This is a genomic window from Pseudolabrys sp. FHR47 (genome assembly GCF_005153485.1).
In the GTDB taxonomy this organism is placed as follows: domain Bacteria; phylum Pseudomonadota; class Alphaproteobacteria; order Rhizobiales; family Xanthobacteraceae; genus Pseudolabrys.
This window is the reverse complement of sequence record NZ_CP039740.1, coordinates 3,639,880-3,657,728: the sequence shown is the minus strand read 5'-3', so window position 1 is coordinate 3,657,728 and position 17,849 is coordinate 3,639,880. Positions and strand designations below refer to the sequence as shown.

Annotated in this window: 16 protein-coding genes; 10 read left to right on the top strand and 6 right to left on the bottom strand. The window is 63.4% G+C overall.

From position 1 onward, the window contains the following. Window positions 1–8 precede the first annotated feature (8 nt). From E8Q40_RS17875 to E8Q40_RS17855, 5 genes are all read left to right on the top strand, one after another. Entirely contained in the window at window positions 9–569 is a 561-nt protein-coding gene (locus E8Q40_RS17875) for a cytochrome b/b6 domain-containing protein (protein WP_137045822.1), read from the top strand. Between the two features lie 93 nt (window positions 570–662). Further along, complete coding sequence (locus E8Q40_RS17870; RefSeq protein ID WP_137045821.1) at window positions 663–1,100, top strand: YqaA family protein; 438 nt, start codon at window positions 663–665, stop codon at window positions 1,098–1,100. A gap of 165 nt (window positions 1,101–1,265) precedes the next feature. After that, complete coding sequence (locus E8Q40_RS17865) at window positions 1,266–2,321, top strand: acyltransferase (protein WP_168197888.1); 1,056 nt, start codon at window positions 1,266–1,268, stop codon at window positions 2,319–2,321. Window positions 2,322–2,508: 187 nt separating this feature from the next. Then, window positions 2,509–4,443: a hypothetical protein gene (locus tag E8Q40_RS17860; protein WP_168197887.1), complete on the top strand. Its 1,935-nt coding sequence runs from the start codon at window positions 2,509–2,511 to the stop codon at window positions 4,441–4,443. A 17-nt stretch (window positions 4,444–4,460) separates the two neighbouring features. Next, window positions 4,461–5,882: an MBL fold metallo-hydrolase gene (locus tag E8Q40_RS17855; protein WP_137045818.1), complete on the top strand. Its 1,422-nt coding sequence runs from the start codon at window positions 4,461–4,463 to the stop codon at window positions 5,880–5,882. A gap of 135 nt (window positions 5,883–6,017) precedes the next feature. On the opposite strand, the gene ctrA is transcribed toward E8Q40_RS17855, so the two are convergent. Continuing rightward, window positions 6,018–6,719 carry a response regulator transcription factor CtrA gene (gene ctrA / locus E8Q40_RS17850; RefSeq protein ID WP_056912162.1) on the bottom strand — a complete coding sequence of 234 codons (702 nt, stop codon included), beginning with the start codon at window positions 6,717–6,719 and terminating at the stop codon, window positions 6,018–6,020. A gap of 486 nt (window positions 6,720–7,205) precedes the next feature. Here ctrA and fliI point away from each other — a divergent pair, with 486 nt between their 5' ends. Next, complete coding sequence (gene fliI / locus E8Q40_RS17845; protein WP_137045817.1) at window positions 7,206–8,519, top strand: flagellar protein export ATPase FliI; 1,314 nt, start codon at window positions 7,206–7,208, stop codon at window positions 8,517–8,519. 169 nt (window positions 8,520–8,688) lie between these two features. Beyond that, a complete protein-coding gene (gene fliJ, locus E8Q40_RS17840) occupies window positions 8,689–9,111 on the top strand; it encodes a flagellar export protein FliJ (RefSeq protein ID WP_137045816.1) in 423 nt (140 codons plus the stop codon). Between the two features lie 83 nt (window positions 9,112–9,194). Here fliJ and E8Q40_RS17835 read toward each other — a convergent pair whose 3' ends face one another. Beyond that, a complete protein-coding gene (locus E8Q40_RS17835) occupies window positions 9,195–10,391 on the bottom strand; it encodes an ABC transporter substrate-binding protein (RefSeq protein ID WP_137045815.1) in 1,197 nt (398 codons plus the stop codon). A 244-nt stretch (window positions 10,392–10,635) separates the two neighbouring features. On the opposite strand from E8Q40_RS17835, the gene E8Q40_RS17830 reads away from it, so the two are divergent. The 3 genes from E8Q40_RS17830 (at window position 10,636) to E8Q40_RS17820 (ending at window position 13,451) form a co-directional block, all read left to right on the top strand. Next, window positions 10,636–11,805, top strand: coding sequence for a 5-methyltetrahydropteroyltriglutamate--homocysteine S-methyltransferase (locus E8Q40_RS17830; RefSeq protein ID WP_205995591.1), 1,170 nt, complete (start codon window positions 10,636–10,638; stop codon window positions 11,803–11,805). Between the two features lie 72 nt (window positions 11,806–11,877). Continuing rightward, the gene (locus tag E8Q40_RS17825) at window positions 11,878–12,588 is read left to right on the top strand and encodes a TetR/AcrR family transcriptional regulator (protein WP_168197886.1); all 711 of its coding nucleotides are present in this window, start codon (window positions 11,878–11,880) and stop codon (window positions 12,586–12,588) included. A gap of 161 nt (window positions 12,589–12,749) precedes the next feature. After that, entirely contained in the window at window positions 12,750–13,451 is a 702-nt protein-coding gene (locus tag E8Q40_RS17820; protein ID WP_137045813.1) for an outer membrane protein, read from the top strand. Here E8Q40_RS17820 and E8Q40_RS17815 read toward each other — a convergent pair. The 4 genes from E8Q40_RS17815 to E8Q40_RS17800 all read right to left on the bottom strand — a co-directional run bounded on the left by E8Q40_RS17815 (window position 13,435) and on the right by E8Q40_RS17800 (window position 17,766). After that, a complete protein-coding gene (locus E8Q40_RS17815; protein WP_205995589.1) occupies window positions 13,435–15,219 on the bottom strand; it encodes a glucan ABC transporter ATP-binding protein/ permease in 1,785 nt (594 codons plus the stop codon). The genes E8Q40_RS17820 and E8Q40_RS17815 overlap by 17 nt on opposite strands. Window positions 15,220–15,235: 16 nt before the next feature. Next, window positions 15,236–15,538, bottom strand: coding sequence for a hypothetical protein (locus E8Q40_RS17810; protein WP_246662901.1), 303 nt, complete (start codon window positions 15,536–15,538; stop codon window positions 15,236–15,238). Beyond that, window positions 15,535–15,948, bottom strand: coding sequence for a thioesterase family protein (locus tag E8Q40_RS17805; protein ID WP_137045812.1), 414 nt, complete (start codon window positions 15,946–15,948; stop codon window positions 15,535–15,537). Before E8Q40_RS17805 ends, E8Q40_RS17810 begins: the two co-directional genes overlap by 4 nt. Before the next feature lie 66 nt (window positions 15,949–16,014). Next, the gene (locus tag E8Q40_RS17800; RefSeq protein WP_246662900.1) at window positions 16,015–17,766 is read right to left on the bottom strand and encodes an NAD-dependent malic enzyme; all 1,752 of its coding nucleotides are present in this window, start codon (window positions 17,764–17,766) and stop codon (window positions 16,015–16,017) included. Window positions 17,767–17,849: the final 83 nt, after the last annotated feature.

Here is a 17,849-nt window from a genome sequence, read left to right as displayed (position 1 = left end):
CAGGCATCATGAGCCAAGCTTCTCCCGTCATCGAAGCCGGCGGCGTCACGCCGCCGGCAACGGTCAAGGTCTGGGACCCGCTGGTGCGGATTTTCCACTGGTCGCTGGCGACGTTGTTTGTCGTGGCCTATGCCACGGCCGACGAAGTCGAAAAGGTTCACATCGCCGTCGGCTACACGATCGCCGCGATCGTGGCGGTGCGTGTGATCTGGGGCTTCGTCGGCCCGCAGCACGCCCGCTTCTCGAACTTCGTGCGCTCGCCAGGTGTGACGCTGGCCTATCTCCGCGACATCATGCTGTTTCGGGCGCCGCGCTATATCGGTCACAATCCGGCCGGCGGCGCGATGATCGTGGCGCTGCTCGTCTTGATCGCCGGCAGCTGCGTCACCGGCATCATGATGACAACCGACGCCTATTGGGGCTCCAAGGTCCTCGAGGAAGTGCACGAGGTATTCGCGAATCTCACCGTGGGCCTGGTTGTCTTCCATGTGCTCGGCGTGCTGCTCGCCAGCTTCGAGCATCGCGAGAATCTGGTCAAAGCCATGTTCACCGGCCGCAAGCGGGCATGATGCAAGCGCGCGCCGACAGGCCACTCCAAACAAAACCCCGCCTTGCGCGGGGTTTTGCGTTTGGCGCCGCGCCCGATTAAACGGGATTTCGCCATGACCGCGCTTACCGTCTATTTGGGACTGTTCCTCACCGCGCTCATCGCGGCGACGATCCTGCCGGCGCAGTCGGAGGCGGTGCTGGCGGGGTTGCTGCTCACCGGCGATTATGCGGTGTGGGCGCTGATCGCGGTGGCGAGCGCCGGCAATGTGCTCGGCTCGGTCATCAACTGGCTGCTCGGCCGCGGCATCGAGCGCTTTCGCGATAGGCGCTGGTTTCCGGTGAAGGGCGACGCGCTGGCGCGCGCCGAGCGCTGGTATCACCGCTATGGCCGCTGGTCGCTTCTTTTGAGTTGGGCGCCGTTCATCGGCGATCCGCTCACCGTGGTGGCGGGCGTGCTGCGCGAACCGTTCCCCGTGTTTCTGCTGCTGGTCACGATCGCCAAAGTCGGCCGCTATCTGGTGCTGGCGGCGGCGACGTTAAGTTTGATGTGAGCGGGGCGCCGCATGGTTAAGCCTTGCTTAACACGGCGGCCGGTTATTCGGGACAATTGTCAGCAATTCGGCAATGCTGAAGAGCAATGTAACTTTCGCTGCGCAACTGCCGGCGTATAACCGGGGCGAAATCGGACGTCATACGCAATGCGAACCCCGGCCCGGATGCTGGCGCCTCACCTGGCGCCAGATCAGAACTCGTTCAACCTCATCCGGCTGGTCGCAGCGCTCACCGTGCTGCTGTCGCATGTGCTCATCATCCGGGCGGGCAACGACAGGCTCGATCCGCTGCTGCAGGTGACGCCGTTCACGCTCGGCCAGCACGCGGTCAATGCCTTCTTCTTTCTCTCCGGGCTGATGCTGTCGCAGAGCGTCGAGCGCCGGCCCGATCTGTCCGACTATCTGTGGGCGCGGTTTCTGCGCATCGTCCCCGGGCTGTTCGTGTTCGGCCTGCTGATGGCCTTTGTCGCGGGGCCGCTGCTGTCGTCGTCGCATCCTCTCGACTATTTCAGCGATCCGCACACCTGGATCTATCCCTTCGCCATCCTGGTGGAGTTCGCCAGGGCGGCGCCACCGCATCACGTCTTCCAGGGGTTGCCTTATGCCGAAGCGGTGAACACGCCGCTGTGGACCATCAAATACGAGATTCTCGCTTATGTGGTGCTGGCGGCGTTCTCGGCGGCAGGCTGGACACGGCGCACCGGCACCTTGTGGGGCGCGCTCGGCTTCGCGCTGGTGCTGTTCACCGCGCAGGCGGCGATGGAGCAGGTCGGCGACACCTCGCATCTCTATCAGCTCGGCCGTTACGGCTTCTGCTTCACGCTGGGCATGATCGCGTATCACTACCGGGACCGGGTGTCGCTGTCGCCCTGGTGGTTGATCGGTTCGGTGCTGCTGGTGGTGCTGACGCGCGGCACGGCGCTGGAGCACGCGGCCTATGTCGTCGTGGTGGCGCATGCGGTGATGCTGGCCGGCGCGCGTCGTTACGGCGCACTGACGCGGGCGACGCAGCGGCACGACATTTCCTACGGCGTCTACATCTATCACTGGCCGGTGGCGCAGGCGCTGCTGGTTGAACTGCCGGACATCGGCATGCCCGCGCTGCTGGCCTTGACGCTGGTCATCACCGCGCCGCTGGCGGTGGCGTCATGGCGCTTCATCGAGGCGCCGGCCCTGCGTTTCAAGGACCATGTGCCGCGGCTGTTCCTGCGGCGGGCTTGACGGCGGCTCCGTTCCATCGCGGAAGAGCTTCGGGCACAGGCCGTCGATCCCTTGTTTAAAAAATAACATACAAAGCTCTGTTGCGGTGAATGCCTCTTCCCTCGCACGGATGGCGCATTTTCGTCTTGCATTCGATTGCAATACAATATTAACGTGTGGAATAACGCAATACTTCCAGAGCTTGTGTATGAGCACGCCGGCTTATCGATGCTTGCGCGGTTATTCGCTCGACCCGGGGTTTTCTACCCGGCTCGATACGGCAGCCATCAATGAAGTCGTCTACCGCATCCCTTTCGAGCAGCTGAAGCCGGGGCCGAGTGGCGAGTATGTCGAGGTGCTCGACTACGATCCGGCCAGCGCGTGCTGGTACGAACCGGTCGATTTGTCGGATGAAAAAGTAGCGTCGCAACAAGGTCTTGCGCCCAGCGAGGGCAACCCGCAATTCCACCAGCAGTTTGTCTACGCGGTGGCCATGAAGACCATCCGCCATTTCGAGCGTGCGCTTGGCCGCAAGCTCATCTGGGCGGGCCACTGGTTCGCGGGCGGCGCCAAACGCGGCGACGAATATGTCGGCCAGCTTCGCATCTATCCGCACGCGCTGCGCGAAGCGAATGCCTATTACGATCCCGAAAAGCGGGCGCTGCTGTTCGGCTACTTCCTCGCGGCCAAGCAGTATCAGGGCGCGAACTATCCTGGCGGGCTGGTCTTCACCTGCCTCAGCCCGGACATCGTCGCCCATGAAATGACCCACGCCATTCTCGACAGCATTCGCCGCCGCTATCTCGAGGACACCAATCTCGATGTCGGCGCATTCCACGAGGGGTTTGCCGATATCGTTGCGCTGTTGCAGCGCTTCACGTTCCGAGAGCTCGTCGAGCACCAGTTGGCGGCGACGAGCGGCCGCCTCGATCGCCACAGCGTGTTCGGGGAACTGGCGACCCAGTTCGGCGAGGCGCTGGCAGGCAATCGCGGCGCCTTGCGGCAGATGATCGGCCGCTGGGTCAATGTCCGCGGCAAGCTGGAGTGGCGCGCCCTGGAGCCAAGCCCGCTCGACTATACCGACAAGACCGAAGTGCACGAGCGCGGCGCGGTGCTGGTTGCTACCATTTTCGATGCGTTCCAGCGCGTCTACAAGTTTAGGACGGCGGATCTATTCCGTATCGCCAGTAACGGCACCGGCGTGCTCCCCGAAGCCGGTATCAGCCACGATCTGGTCCGGCGGCTGGCGGCGGAGGCCAGCAAGATCGCCGAGCATCTTCTGCATATCTGCATCAGGGCGCTCGATTATTGCCCGCCGAACGACATCACTTTCGGCGACTATCTGCGCGCGCTGATCACCGCCGATCTCGACATCGCCCCGATCGACGAAAACGGCTATCGCCTGGCGCTTATCGAAGCATTCCGCGCGCGCGGCATATTTCCCGACCGGGTGCACACGCTCTCCACAGAGAGCCTTCGCTGGTGGGGCTCCGACCTGACCGAAAGCGAAGCAATCGTGATGAGCAAGATCATCCACGAGATCAAGCCCCACATTCGCCGTCAGATCGAGGCCGAAGACCGCCAGGACATCTACAACGCGATCCGGAAAGGTCAGGCCGAACTGCAAAGGCAGTTGACCGGCAGCAGAGTGCATTTCACCGATCCGTCCAAGTGGGAGGCTTTCCTCAACAAGCTGGGCTTGACCTCGCTGCCGGTGTCGAAGCTGTTCCAGCCGCGGCCGGATGACGTTCGCTTTGTAAAAGACGGCAAGCACGACGAAAATTACGTTCCGCCGATCGAGGTGCACTCGATGCGCGCGGCGTTTCGTGAAGCGCGCGAGGAAGGCCGACAGAAGGAACAGGTCATCATCTCCCTGACGCAACGCGTCACGGTCGACATCGGCTCGGCCGGCGTGTTGCGGCCGATGTATTTCCGCGGCGGGTGCCAGCTCGTGCTGGATCTGGGGCAGGAGAACAAGGTCGACTTCATCGTGCGGATGAATGTCAGAAGCCACCTGCGTTTCGAGCGCCTGCGCCGCTATCTGCTCGGCGAGGACGGCAGCGGGCCGGAATCGGAATCGCTCTATGCCGACGATGGCCGCACCGGCCGTATCAACTTCAACCATCTCCACAGCGGCGCGTGACGCGCCGGGGGGCAGCCATGGCGAAGGTTTCGGCGACCGTCCGGATGTACAAGCTCTTCGAGCTCGGCGACTGCTTTCTCGTCACCTTCACCGCCGGACGCAAGAAGAGCCGGATGCTGATCGATTGCGGCTCTTTCAGGAACTCGAAGGAATCCGCCGAACGGCTCAAGGAGATCGTCAAGTCTATCGGCAAGGAGCTTGGGAACGCTCCGATCGACGTGGTGGTCGGGACTCACCAGCACAACGACCATGTGAGCGGTTTCGTTCATGCCGGTCCGCAATTCGAGGAGATCGGCATTAACGAGGTGTGGTTGTCCTGGCTCGACGACCCATCGGACGCCGCGGCGCGCCGGATCGGCAAGGAATACAAGAACCTCGTATCGGCGCTGGTTGGCGTTCAGTCCGCGATTCGCAACAAGGCGCTGGGGGTGAGAGGAGCGCGATCCCGCGAAGTCCTGGACGATGTCCTCGGATTTTATGAAGCCAAAGGCGCTGCCGGCCCGCCGGTCCTGCCGGCGGATGCCGTCAAGTTTCTCGAGTCGGTCAGCGGCAAGCCGAAATACCTGTCACCGGGCGCGATCCTCAACATGCCCGGACTGCCGGCAGGAGCGGTGCGCGTCTACGTGCTCGGACCGCCGCGCGACGAGGACCTCCTGTTCGACAAGGATCCCAAGAAGGACGAGACCTACGACAAGCACGTCGCCGCCGTCTCGCTGGCTCGCGGGCTTGCGTCTCAGTTCGCGGCTGCGCAGCAGCTCTTGGGCGCCGTCGATGGCAAGAGCCAGGAAATGCTGGCGGAGGAGGCGCAGTTTCCGTTCGATCAGAGCGTCAAGCGGCCTGTCGCGGCCGCGCCATCCGAACGGCTCAAGGGCATGCGCGAACGATATCAGGCCGCGCCCTGGCGCACGATCGACGAAGACTGGCTCGGGCAAGCCGAAAATCTCGCCCTGTATCTCGACACGTTCACCAACAATTCCAGCCTGGTGCTGGCCATCGAGCTGGTTGACAGCGGCAAGGTTCTGCTGTTCGCGGCCGACGCTCAGACCGGCAACTGGCTGAGCTGGCCGTCAATCGAATGGGTGGATGGAGCGACGTTCGAGGATCTGATGGCGCGCACCGTTTTCTACAAGGTTGGGCACCATGCGAGTCACAACGCGACCCTGCCGAAGATCTTCGAGATGATGACGAACGATCGCCTGGTGGCCCTTATTCCGGTGCACAAGCAGGATCCCAACATCAAGAAGAAGAACGGCTGGAAAATGCCCGCCGCCAATCTCTTCAAGAAGCTGAAAGAACAGACGTCCGGCCGCGTCCTGCAGATGGACGGCGACAATCCGCAAGATTGCGATCCGAAGAAGAATCCGGCGAAGGCTTCGTGGAAGAAAGCCGGCATCGCACCGAAGATTACTGACCTTTATATCGAGCTCAATTTCTCCTGAAGCCGGATGGCGGACCCGGCAGCAATGCGGTGATTGCCGGACGACTTCTGAGGACCAATGTAAGTTACGTGCCGCAAACAAAAACCCCGCCATCGCTGGCGGGGTTTTTTATGTCGCCCTGGAGAGCGGAGCGGCTTAAGCGGGGATCCGCTCGTCCGCCTCGGTCGGCTCGCGCAGCACATAGCCGCGGCCCCAGACGGTTTCGATGTAGTTCTTGCCGTCCGACGCGTTGGCCAGCTTCTTGCGCAGCTTGCAGATGAACACGTCGATGATTTTCAGTTCCGGCTCGTCCATGCCGCCGTAGAGATGATTGAGGAACATCTCCTTGGTCAGCGTCGTGCCCTTGCGCAGCGAGAGCAGCTCGAGCATCTGGTATTCCTTGCCCGTCAGATGCACGCGCTGGCCGGTGACTTCGACCGTCTTGGTGTCGAGGTTGACCACCAGGTCGCCGGTGTTGATGACCGACTGGGCGTGACCCTTGGAGCGGCGGACGATCGCGTGGATGCGGGCGATCAGTTCGTCCTTGTGGAACGGCTTGGTCATGTAGTCGTCGGCGCCGAAGCCGAGACCCTTGACCTTGTCCTCGATGCCGGCGAGGCCGGAGAGGATCAGGATCGGCGTCTTCACCTTCGAGACCCGAAGGGAGCGCAGAACCTCGAAACCCGACATGTCGGGGAGGTTCAGGTCGAGGAGGATAATGTCGTAGTCGTAGAGCTTGCCGAGGTCCACGCCTTCCTCGCCGAGGTCGGTGGTGTAGACGTTGAAGCTCTCGGATTTCAGCATCAGCTCGATGGATTGAGCCGTCGCGCTGTCATCTTCGATGAGTAGAACGCGCATTGTAGTCCCCTATCTCGCCGCAGCCGGGCTCTGGGTCAGCGCCGCATGGGCGGCGAGTTCTTGAAAAAAACGCGGTGGGACAAACCGATTCGACACTATGACGACATGGTTAACAAAACCTGATTCTTGGCCGCAAGCGTTTGCTGGCGCCACGGCGCCGAATCGCCCTAAACTCTTGCTGCCGAGTGGTTTTTTGGCCACGACCTAGCTTCTGCTCCGGTTTGACCGCCATTTAGCTTTCTGCCGGCGGCGTACACGATCAGCCCATCGGGTGGCGGGGACAGGGCGGCGAATCGCCGATCGGCCCCGGTTCCATCTTCCGGACGATGACCCAATGATTAACGACGCGGGTAAACACGACGTTAATGACCGGGTTTGCCCGGTAAGCCTAAGGGCGGGTTTACGGCGTTTTTCACAGGGTCCTGGGGCGAGTTCCGGGCGCCTAAAAGGTGAAAATGGGCGTCCTACAGGGGCGCGAGCGCATCCATGAAGGCATTGGCGGAACAACTTACCGACATCGACGGCGTCGAGATCTACGGCCGGGTGGTCGGCGTGCGCGGCCTGATGGTCGAGGTCGCCGGGCCGCTTTACGCCATGTCGGTCGGCTCAAGGCTGACCATCGAGGGCGGTAACGGCCCGGTGCCCTGCGAGGTGGTCGGTTTCTCCGGCAAGCTGGCGCTGGCCATGCCGTTCGCGCCGCTGGAAGGCGTGCGCCGCGGCTGCCGGGCGCTGGTGTCGTCCTCGGCGATGAGCGTGCGGCCGTCGGAGGCCTGGCTCGGCCGGGTCGTTAACGCGCTGGGCGAGCCGATCGACGGCAAGGGGCCGCTAAAATACGGACCATCGCCTTATCCATTCCGGAATGCGCCGCCGGCGGCGCATTCCCGTATGAGGGTCGGCGCGCCGCTCGATCTCGGCGTGCGGGTGCTCAATACCTTCCTGACCGTGTGCCGCGGCCAGCGCATGGGTATCTTCGCCGGCTCCGGCGTCGGCAAATCGGTGCTGTTGTCGATGCTGGCGCGCAACGTGTCGGCCGACGTGTCGGTCATTGGCCTGATCGGCGAACGCGGCCGCGAGGTGCAGGAATTCCTGCAGGACGATCTCGGCGAGGAGGGCCTCAAGCGCTCCGTGGTGGTGGTCTCCACTTCGGATGAACCCGCATTGATGCGACGGCAGGCGGCTTACCTCACCATGTCCATCGCCGAATATTTCCGCGACGAGGGCCAGGACGTGCTGGCGATGATGGATTCCGTCACGCGCTTTGCCATGGCGCAACGCGAAATTGGACTTAGTGCCGGCGAGCCGCCGACCGCCAAGGGCTATACGCCGACCGTATTCACCGAACTGCCGCGCCTCTTGGAGCGCGCCGGTCCCGGTGCCGAGGGGCAGGGCACCATCTCCGGCATCTTTACCGTGCTGGTCGACGGCGACGACCACAATGAGCCGGTGGCCGACGCGGTGCGCGGCATTCTCGATGGCCACATCGTTATGCAGCGTTCGATTGCCGAGCGCGGGCGCTATCCGGCGATCAATGTGCTGCGCTCGGTGTCGCGCACCATGCCGCGCGCGGCCGACCCCAATTACCTCGCCGTGATCAAGCGCGCCCGCGAGGTGATGGCGACCTATGCCGACATGGAGGAACTGATCCGGCTGGGTGCCTACCGGCCGGGAACCTCGCCGGAGGTCGACGAGGCCATCGCCCTGAACAAGCCGCTGGAAGCCTTCCTTTCCCAGCGCAAGGACGAGGCGACCAGCCTGACCGAGGGCTACAAGATGCTGGAAGCGATCGTCGGCCGCGGCTAGGGCGCGGGTCGCTTGGGAAAATATCGATGTACATGACCGATTCTGGAAACCGAAAACTAACGATATTGCCCCAGAGTTGGCCTGCTGAACGGTCCGGGGCGTGCCTGGACAGCGGCGTGTATGGCCGCGTCGGGCCCGTTATTCGGGGCTTCGGGGGAGTATTTAGTCGATGAAGTCACGTGAAACCCTCATCCGCCTGAAGAAATTTCAGGTCGACGAGAAGCGGCGCAAGGTCGCCCAGATCGAGGCGATGATGGCCGAATTCGACCGCATCGCCAACGAGCTCGAGCGCGAGATCAAGGTCGAGCAGGACCGCGCCGGCATCCACGATCCCGGCCATTTCGCTTATCCGACCTATGCGAAGGCCGCGATGACGCGGAAGGAGAACCTCAAGCGCTCGGCCGACGAATTGCGCGGCCAGCTCGACGACGCCAAGGCGGCGCTCGGCGAGGCCTTCGAGGAACTCAAGAAGGTCGAGATGCTGGACGAGCGCGACAAGGAACGCGACCGCGCCGAGCAGAATGTCCGCGAACAGCAGGAGCTCGACCGTATCGCGAGCCTGCGCTTCACCGCCGGCGGCGCGCACGTTTAAACGGCAAGCTTCCAGTTCGAGATAAAGAAAACGGCGCCCCCTCGGGCGCCGTTTTAGTTGGACCGCGTGGCGGCCTTCGGAGGTTACTTCGTCGCCGGCTCCTTGCCGGGGTCTTTGACGTCCTTGGCCGTGTAGATCTCGACATTCTCGAGCCGGCCGCCAACCTTGTCGAGGCGGCGGACATAGACGTTCTGCACGATGTCGCGCGTGTTCGGGTCGATCGAGACCGGGCCGCGCGGGCTTTCCCACTTCATGCCTTTGGCTGCGGCAATGAACGTCTCGCCATCGGCCTTGCCGCCGGTCTTCTTCAGCGTTTCGTAGATCAGGTGCATGCCGTCATAGCCGCCGACGGCGAGCAGGTTGGGGGTCTCGTCCTTGTTGGCGGCGCGAAAGGCTTTGACGAAGGCGGCATTGGCCGCGGACTTGTGCGCCGGGTCGTAATGGAACGAGGTGATGACGCCGGCCGCTTCGTTGGGAAGAGTCTTGAGGACGCGGACGTCGGTGAGATTGCCCGAGCCAAGGATCTTCACCTTGTCGGGCGAGATGCCGCGTTCGAGAAATGTCTTCATCAATGCCGACGGCGCCGGCCCGGCGGGCAGGAAAACGAAGATCGATTGCGCGCCGGAGTCCTTGGCGCCCTGCACGAAGGCGGAGAAGTCCACATTGGCGACCGGCATGCGCACCGACCCAAGAACCTTGCCGCCGGCAGCGGCGAAGGCGGCGCCGAAGAACTTCTCGGCATCGTGGCCGGGCCCGTAATCGGACACCATGATGTAGGTCGTCTTGATGCCTTCCTTCGCCGCCCAGGCGCCGAACGGCGTATCGAGCTGCGCCTCCGTCATCGACACGCGCACGGAGTAGGGCGACTTGGTGACGATGCTCGATGTCGCGGCATTCATGATCACCATCGGCATTTTCGCTTCGGCCGAAATATCGGACGCCGCCATGGCATTCGGCGTCAGCACGAAGCCGGTAAGGATGTCGACCTTGTCGCGCGTCAGTAGTTCCTGCGCGAGGCGCTTGGCCGCGGCAGGGTTGGCACCGCCGACATCCTTGCGGATGATCTCGATCTTCTTGCCGGCAATCATGTCGCCGTGTTGCGACATGTAAAGCTTGATGCCGGCATCGACGTCGGTAGCGGTGTCGGCGAAGACACCTGAATATGGAAGGATCACGCCGATCTTGATCGTGTCGGCGGCGAGCGCCGTCGCATGCACGGCAAAGGTCGCCAAGGCCGCGGCGCCTGCGGTGGCGAAGTAACGTCGCGTGAAACGCTGCATCGTTTGTCCTCCCCGGATTTATGACTTCTTTTATTCGTTATTCAGGTCGTTTTATTCGTACTTCAGGTCGCAGCGCTTTGGCTCGCTTGGCCAACTGGCCGGTTGAGCAAATCGCGCGATGCAAAAAATAAGCTACGTAGCTTATATCAGTTGATGCCCAAGGCGGGAAGCCATATTCTCCCGGCCAGAGAACAGCCCCGCGCGTTTTGCGTGCGCTGCGGCATCAACTTCCGGGAGGACAATCATGTCGGCGCCTGCCTCAAACAGCCTTGCCGCGATGCAACACGCCCCGTCCGCGGCACCGAAACGTCCGCCGTTCCGCGCCGATCAGGTCGGCAGCCTGTTGCGCCCGGAGTATGTGAAAGAAGCGCGTGAGCAGCGCGAGCGCGGTGAGATCACGAAAGAGCAATTGCGCGCCATCGAGGACCGCGCCATCCGCGAGGTGGTGAAGCTGCAGGAAGAAGTTGGCCTGCAGGCGATTACCGATGGCGAATTCCGCCGCGCCTTTTGGCACGTCGATTTCCTGAGCGGCTTCGACGGCATCGAATGGACGCACGGCGACTATGCCGTGAGCTTCAAGGGCGCGGACGGCAAGGTCGCCAGCACCTCGTCGATGCTGGTGGTCAAGGACAAGGTCCGGCGCACCAGGCCGATCATGGTCGATCATTTCGCTTTTTTGAAAGCGGCGACCACGCGCACCGCCAAATTCTGCATTCCGTCGCCGACTTACATGCACATGCGCGGCGGCCGCAAAGTCGTGGACAAGCAAGCCTATCCCGACATGGCGGAATTCTGGGCGGATGTCGTTGCCGCCTATCGCGCCGAGATCGCCGACCTGCGGGCCGCCGGCTGCAGCTACCTGCAGCTCGACGACGTGTCTTTCGCCACCATGTGCGATCCCAAAGTGCGCAGCCAGGTGACGGAGGACGGCGAGGACCCGGCTTCGCTTGCCGTGCTGTACACCGACATCATCAACGCCATCACCAAAGGCCGCGATCCGGCGCATGCCGTCACCATGCATACCTGCCGTGGCAACTCGATGAGCATGTGGATGGCCGAAGGCGGCTACGACCCGGTGGCGGAAGTGCTGTTCAATCGGGCTGATGTCGACGGCTTCTTCCTCGAATACGACACCGAGCGGGCCGGTGGCTTTGAACCGCTGCGCTTTGTGCCCAAGGGCAAGAAGATCGTGCTGGGCCTCGTCTCGTCGAAGACGCCGGAACTGGAGACCAAGTCCGATCTCAAGCGTCGCATCGAGGCGGCGGCGAAATACGTAGCCCTCGAGGATCTGTGCCTCAGTCCGCAGTGCGGCTTTGCTTCAAGCCATCACGGCAACAAGATCACCGACGAGATCGAACGGCGCAAGCTGGCCCTGGTGGTCGAGGTCGCCGATGAGGTGTGGGGCGGGCGCTGAACGGCGTTCCGTTACGGCTTTCGTTTTGCCGTTCGAGACGCCAAGATGGCCCGTGAGTCATGGGTCCGGGCGATGGCGGCAGGCATTAGGAAAGTCACCACGAAACGCGGCGTCGCATCCGCGAAGAAGGCCAAGCGGCGAACGCAGGACGAGCGGCGGCGCGCCACGCAGGACGCCATTCTGAAGGCGGCGATCGATCTTCTGGTCGAGGAAGGCTATGCGCGCTTTTCGACCATCGCGGTCGCCAAGCGGGCGCGGGTGTCGCGCGGTGCCCGCGAGAACTACTATCCCTCGAAGTACGATCTGATCGCCGCGGCCTGGGAAGCCGCCCTGACGCGTGCGAGGGATCGCGCCCAGGCCATGGTCGGCCGGCAAGACGGTGTCAGTGCTGTCGACGGCTTTCTGACCGACTATGAGTCGTTCTATCTGAGCCACGTCTATATGGCGTTGATGGAACTACAGGTGGCGGCGCGCACCGACGCCCGGCTGTCGCGGCTGTTTCACCGCCTTTATGCCAAGTATCGCCGCAGCCACGACGACATCTGGATCGAGGCCATGGTTGCCGAGGGATATGCGCGCGATCGGGTCGAAATCTTTCTGCGGGCGACGCAGTATCTGCTGCGCGGCATGGCGCTGACGTCGGTGTGGGACATATCGAAGGCCGGCTTTCGCGGCGCGCTGCGGGAATGGCGCGCGCAGGCGCCGACCTATCTCGCCGGCACTCGGTCGCGGTCAAAGCAAAGGCCAATTGCGGCAAATCGCGGGCGGCGGCGCGGCAAGTAATGCCCGCATTGCGTCATCCATGAGCCTTGAGCGAGCCATGCGCGGGCCGCTTTTGTTCGGCAAAGTCAACCTGTCCAAAGTTTAACTACTCAAGGCAGAGGCGTGCTGGCACGCCCTGTTCAGTAAAGTTGCGTCCGTTGAAGCTGGGAGTGGGTTGGCTGATGAAGCGTTCGACTGTTCTGTTGCTCGGTGTTGCGCTGACGGCTTTTGCCGCGCCGGCTTTCGCGGCCGACGTGCCGCCCGCGCGTCCGCAGGGCGCGCCGGTCTATCAGGCGCCGTCACCGGTCTATGATTGGAACGGATTTTACCTGGGTCTCAATGGCGGCTACGGCTTCGGCCGTTCGAGCTGGAGCGATCCGTTTGCCGGCGGCGACTCCGGCCGTTTCAACACCAATGGCGGATTGATCGGCGGCCAGATCGGCTACAACTGGCAGGTCGGTCGCACCGTGCTTGGCCTCGAGAGCGACATCAACTGGGCTAATCTCAACGGCACCGCATCGGGTCCGGCTGTCTGCACGCTCAACGGCGGTGGCGAGTGTCGCACCGAGCAGAGCTGGTTCGGCACCACGCGCGCGCGCATCGGCTATGCCTTCGGCAATTTCATGCCCTACGTGACCGGCGGTCTCGCCTATGGCGATATCAAGTCGGTGCAACCCATCGGCACGCAACGCGACACGAAGGCCGGCTGGACCGCGGGCGGCGGCCTCGAGGTCGGCCTCACCAAGAGCTGGACCGCCAAGGCCGAGTACCTTCATCTCGATCTAGGCACTGCGACCTTCATGGGCGCGGCGTCCGGCACCAACACGCTGAGCGTGCCGATCACCGAGGACATCCTGCGCGCGGGGCTTAATTATCGGTGGTAGGTGCCGGCCCGGCCGTCGCTGCCACCATGAACTGCGCCTTGGCGAGGCCGGCGAAACGGCCGCCTTGCGCCACCAGTTCATCGAATGTGCCGCTTTCGACGATCTTGCCGGAATCGAACACCAGAATGCGGTTGGCGTTGCGCACGGTGGAGAGCCGGTGCGCGATGACGAAGGTGGTGCGGTCCTTCATCACCTCGTCGAGCGCGGCCATCACCTTGGCCTCGGTGTCGGCATCGAGCGCGCTGGTGGCTTCGTCGAGAATGAGGATCGGCGGGTTCTTCAGAAGCGCGCGCGCGATGGACAGGCGCTGACGCTCGCCGCCCGACAGCGAGCGCCCGCGCTCGCCGACGCGCTCCTCGAAACCGTTGAACTTGCGCTCGATGAAGTCGAGGCACTGGGCGCGCCGCGCCGCCTCGCGCAGCTCGTCGTCGCTCGCGTCCGGCTTACCGACGCGCAGGTTCTCGCCGATCGAGCGGTTGAACAGCAGCGATTCCTGAAACACCACGCCGATGTTGCGGCGAAGCGCGGTCAGCTTGATGTCGCGGATGTCATGGCCATCGGCCTCGATGACGCCCGACTGCGGATCGAAAGCGCGGTGCAGCAGCGCAATCGCGGTCGATTTGCCGGCGCCGGTGGCGCCAACCAGCGCGATCGTCTCACCGGGCTTCACGGTGAAGTTCAGATGATCGGCGGCGAGGCGGGTGCCGTCATAGGAGAAGGTTACATCCTTGAAGGCGATGTTGCCGGTGAGACGGCCCGGGTCGATGGCGTCGGGCTTGTCGCGGATGTCGGGGATGGTGTCCCAGACATTGAAGAACTCGCGCAACTGCGGCACGTGGCTCACGAGGTCGTCGATGAAGGAGACGGTATGCTCCATGCGGGCGATGATCAGCCCGGCGAAACTCATGAAGGTGACCATCTCGCCGATCGAGGCCTGGCCGTTGATATTGAGCAAGGTGCCGATGACGATGATGGCGAGCACGGCGAGCGTGGTCGCGGTGCGCGTCAGCACATTCGCCAGAGCCCACCACGACAGCACCGGCATCTGCGCCGCCAGCAGGCGATCGACGATCTGCTTGAGTTCGGTGACTTCCTGCTCCAGTCGCGAGAAGCTCTGCACCAGTGCGATATTGCCGAGCGTGTCGGAGGTGCGCTCGGCCAGCGCCGAATAATGCTCCTCGACCTCTTCCTGCATCGAGCCGGTCTTGCGCACGATGATCGAGGTCAGCAGGGCGAAGACGACGCATAGCGCGATCAGCACGCTGGCGAGCTTCCAGTTGATGTAGAGCGACAGCGGCAGCAGCACGATGAGGCCAACCATCGAGGCGAAGTGTTCGCGGAAAAAACCGAGCCACAGGCCCCAGAGGTCGTCGGTGCCTTCCAGCATCGCCTTCATCAGGCGGCCCGAATGAGTGTTGCCGTGATAGGATTGCGGCAGCTGCAGCACATGCTCGAAATAGCGCGTCAGCACCACCTGGCGGCGGCGATGGGCAAGGCGGTCGGAATGTAGCGCGATCAGCGTGCCAGCGATGATGGTGAAGATGCCGAAGCCGGTCCAGGCGGAAAGCAGCACCGACAGTTCGGACCATGACGGAGCCTTGCCGCTGGCCTGGCCTCGGCTCAGCGTGTCGATGATGCGGCCGAGCAGCACCGGCTCGGCGAATTGCGCGCCGACCAGCGCCAGATTGCCGAAGGCCAGCGCCCAGCCGAGCCGGGCTTCGGAGCCGAGCAGCGCCAGCACGCGGCCGTAAAGTGCGATCATCGACATGGCATCTGCCCGTGGGCTACTTCTTGTCGGCGGCCGGTTTATTGGCCGCCGCGGCTTTTTTCAACTGCGCCAGTTCGTCTTCCAGCTTTGCCAGCCGCGATTTCAGCGCCGCGATCTCGGCATCCGAGGCGGCGAGCTGCCGCCGCGCCTCGCGCTGCTGGCGATCGAGCGTTTGATGCAGGAATTCGGTATTGGCCTGCAGGCAGGAGGTACGCCGCTCCATCTGCTTTTCGGCGGTACAGACCTCGAGCCCGCGGATATCTTGGGCGAGCGCGGGGGAGGCGAGCAATGCGATCGCGACAATGACAGCGCGCATCATGAAACCACCTGAATCTCCTTCAGCCGCGCGATGGCGATGTCCGACAGCGGCGTCGATTTGCGCGTGGTCTCATCGAACATCACCATCACCGTCTCGGCCAGCGCGGCGACGGTGTCGTCCTGAAGAATGACCTGCTCCAGTACGAAAGACGAGCGGCCGATGCTCTTGCAGCGCGTGCCGATATGCGCCTGGCCGGGCCAGTGCATCTCGGCCTTGAAGTCGAGAATCAGCTTGGCGATGACGAAACTTGTGCCCGGCTGGTTGAGCGGTTTCTCCCGATCGAGCAGGAAATGCGTGCGGCCGGTTTCGAGAAAGGTCGAGAACGCGGCGTTGTTGACGTGGCCGAGCTTGTCGGTGTCGGCGAAACGGATGGTGTCCATCGCCCAGGATGGGTAGTCGCTTTTGTTCATGCGCTCAGCGTCCCGTCATTTCGTCGCGCAGTTGTTCGCCCAGTGGCTTGAGGCCGGCCCGCCGCCTCAGACATAGGGGCCGGCCATGGAACGCTGATAAGCCAGATAGCGCGGGGTCCACATTTTAGTGCGCACGGCTTCTTCGACATCGGCTTTGCTGTCGATGCCCTCGGTCAGGCCTTCGGTATAAGCTTGTTTTCCAACGGCGATGGCGACGTCGATGGCGACGTCGCTGAGCTGCGTCACGCGCGGCAAAAGATTGGCGTTGGGATCGTGGCGCGCCGGCGACATGCCGGCGAGCGCCTTGGCCGCGGCCATGAACATGGTGTCGGTGATGCGGGTCGCGCGCGTCGCGATGGTGCCGAGACCGACGCCGGGGAAGATGTAGGAGTTGTTGGTCTGGTCGACCGCGAAAGGCTGGCCGCCACGCTTGAGCGGCGGGAACGGCGAGCCAGCGCCGATCACGGCGCGGCCTTCGCTCCAGCGCTCGATATCGGCGGGGTTGGCTTCGGCGCAGGATACCGGGTTCGACAGCGGGAAGATGATCGGCCGCTTGTTGATGTGCGCCATGCCGCGCACCACGCTTTCGGTGAAGGCGCCGGCCTGCGCCGAGACGCCGATCAGCGCCGTCGGTTTGGCATTGTAGATGACATCGAGCAGCGAGATGCGGCTCGGATTGCCGAGCGTCCATTTGGCGACCGCCTCGCGCTTCTGCACGAAGGCGCGCTGGAACGGCACGATGTCGTTCATGCCCTCGACGAGCAGGCCGTCCTTGTCGACCAAATAGAAGCGGCTGGCGGCGTCCTCCGGATTGAGCCCGGCATCGACCATCGCTTCCATCAACAGCCCGGCGATGCCGCAGCCGGCCGAGCCGCCGCCGAGAATGGCGATGCGCTGGCGCTCCATCGGCTCGCCGGTGACGTTGATGGCGGCGAGCAGCGCGCCGGTCGCGACCGCGGCGGTGCCCTGGATATCGTCGTTGAAGCTGCAGAGCTGGCCGCGATAGCGCTCGAGCAGGCGCGTGGCGTTGGCCTTGGCGAAGTCCTCCCATTGCAGGAGGACATGCGGCCATCGCTCTTTCACCGCGGCGATGAACTCGGCGACGAACGAGTCATATTCCTCGCCGCGCACGCGCTTGTGTCGCCAGCCGATATAGAGCGGATCGGCGAGATTGGCTTCATTGTCGGTGCCGACATCGAGCAGGATCGGCAGCGCGGTCGCCGGGCCGATGCCGCCGCACGCGGTATACAGCGCCAGCTTGCCGATCGGGATGCCCATGCCGCCGGCGCCTTGGTCGCCGAGGCCGAGAATGCGTTCGCCGTCGGTGACGACGATGACCTCGGTCTTGTCGAATTGAGGGTTGGCGAGAATCTCGCGGATGCGCGAGCGATGTGGAATCGACAGGAAGACGCCGCGCGGCTTGCGGAAGAGCCGGCTGAAGGAGGCGCAGCCGGCGCCGACGGTCGGCGTGTAGACGATGGGCAAAAGCTCTTCGACGTGGCGGCCGAGCAGCGCGTAGTAAAGCGTTTCGTTGGTGTCCTGCAGGTCGCGCAGGAAGGCGTAGCGCTCAAGGTCGGTGTGGAATTCCCGGAAGGCGTGCAGGCGGCGATTGACCTGGTCGTCGATGCTGACGACGGTCGGCGGCAGCAGGCCGTGCAGGCGGAAGGCGGTGCGTTCGTCCTCGGTGAAGGCGGTGCCCTTGTTGAGCCGCGGGTCGGCGAGGAGGCGGTAGCCGAACATGTCGGCGGGGAGGGTGAGTGAACCCTGTCTGTCTGAGGCGCGATCGAGCAATTCGGCAGTCCCGGCAATGTGATCCATGGCCGGGAACCCTAGCACACCGGGGCGGGCCGCCGCATTGCCGAATTCGCCACCGAGGGTGCCGGCGAAAGCGTAGCTTTTTG